This is a genomic window from Romboutsia sp., from assembly GCF_035470145.1.
Classification (GTDB): domain Bacteria; phylum Bacillota; class Clostridia; order Peptostreptococcales; family Peptostreptococcaceae; genus Romboutsia_D.
In genome coordinates, this window is the sequence record NZ_DATIRC010000128.1 from 1 (window position 1) to 1611 (window position 1611).

3 protein-coding genes are annotated in these 1611 nt (G+C 26.6%); all 3 read left to right on the forward strand.

Annotation, left to right across the window (positions count from 1 at the left end):
• A partial coding sequence (locus tag VLM92_RS05225; RefSeq protein ID WP_325275301.1) for a hypothetical protein occupies positions 1-287 on the forward strand: 287 nt, incomplete at its 5' end.
• Between the two features lie 17 nt (positions 288-304).
• Positions 305-907 (forward strand): hypothetical protein, encoded by a 603-nt coding sequence (locus VLM92_RS05230; RefSeq protein WP_325275302.1) that lies wholly within the window; start codon positions 305-307, stop codon positions 905-907.
• A 128-nt stretch (positions 908-1035) separates the two neighbouring features.
• Positions 1036-1611, forward strand: a 576-nt coding sequence (locus tag VLM92_RS05235; RefSeq protein WP_325275303.1) for an Imm26 family immunity protein, incomplete at its 3' end; no start/stop codon positions are given.

The following is a 1611-nucleotide window of genomic DNA, read 5'->3' on the forward strand; positions in this document are numbered from 1 at the left end:
AAAAGTATAGAAAAGTTATGGTTGATGTCTCGAAGAGATCAAATTGGGTTAAAAAAGCATTTCCAAAAGGTTCTAAAATGGGAAGAAAGTTAAACTCAGGTGATATGAATAAACGACAACTATTAAATAGTAATAGAAAAGTAATAGGAGAAGTACATAGAGGTCAACCAGAATATATATATAAGAATGGTAAGAATACAAATAAAAGAACAGGCAGAACATACCCTACACATTATCATTTATATAGTGATAAAAAAATAAAGAAGAATATACACTATTATAAATAGTATAAGGAGAAAATAAAGTGAGATTAAGAATATATAATGAAATCTATGTATTGGAAGAGTTTTGCTCTACGTTAAATTGTATAGATTTAGAAACAATGGATGAAGAAGAGTACCTAGAATTTTTAAGAGAAAGAGATTTGATGATAGAATCTGGATGTTTAGAAGATGAAGAAGACTGTGAAGATATACGAGTAGATATGATAGAATGCTTTTTAGAAGAGGACTATAGAGTAGTGTTTTGTTTCTATGACTATCAATTTAATTGGAGAGATAAAGATGAACAGGAATTTATAGAAGAAAGGACGGTGACTATTAATCGTGAGTGGCCATATATTATACCTAAACCAACGTTAGGAGTTCCAAAAATAAGATGGTATGAGGTACGTGATATATTTGAGCTTAAAAAGGAGTTAGAATATTATAGAATTGAATTTACATGTGTTATAGTCCATAAAGACGGTGATGTTAAAGATGCAAAGTATATACTAAATGCAACGGAAGGCAGAGACTTTGATTTTTTACATATAATAGATAAATCTGAGGTAGATTTTTTAGAAAAAGTTGTACCTAAATTAAAGATTTTATTGAAGAATAAGCTTGAGATTATAGATGAACGATAAGTTGAAATACATATTTATAGCGTAAAATTGATAAAACATCTTTACACAAAGTAGATATACTATATGCTTGTGAAAAGATGTTTTATTATTTTAAAATATAATCATATAGACATAAAGGAGAGTAACAAATGCTTAAAAAATGTATAAAACCAAAAAATGGAGATATTTTTAATATAGGTATAGATGAAGATGCGTATTCTTATGGTCAGGTAATGGATGTAAAATATAATTTATACAGTATATATGATATTTTGAGCAATGGTAATGAAGATTTAGAAAATATAAAAAAGAGAAAGATAATGTTTTTTACAAGACTTAGCGATTTTCCATTTGAAAATACTAATTGGAATATAGTTGGAAATTATGAGATACCTAGAGAGATAGAATTTAATAACTCTAAAGTTATATTAGAAGAAGGTGTTAGTATTGATGAGATAGTGAAATCTTCTCTTAGAGATAATATACATATATTAAAAGGTATAAGTAACATTTCATCAAGAGAACTTGAAAATGCAGTTAAGTATGAATATGGATTTGAAAAATCAAGTAATGACTATGAATGTATTATATATCCATCATATAAAAGATATAAAGAGTTTAATAAAACAATAAAAATGTCAAATAGAGAAAGATATGAGTACTTTATTAAAAATGTAGTCTATTTTGGAGAAGTATGGGGTTTATACAATAACGGATGGGCTATT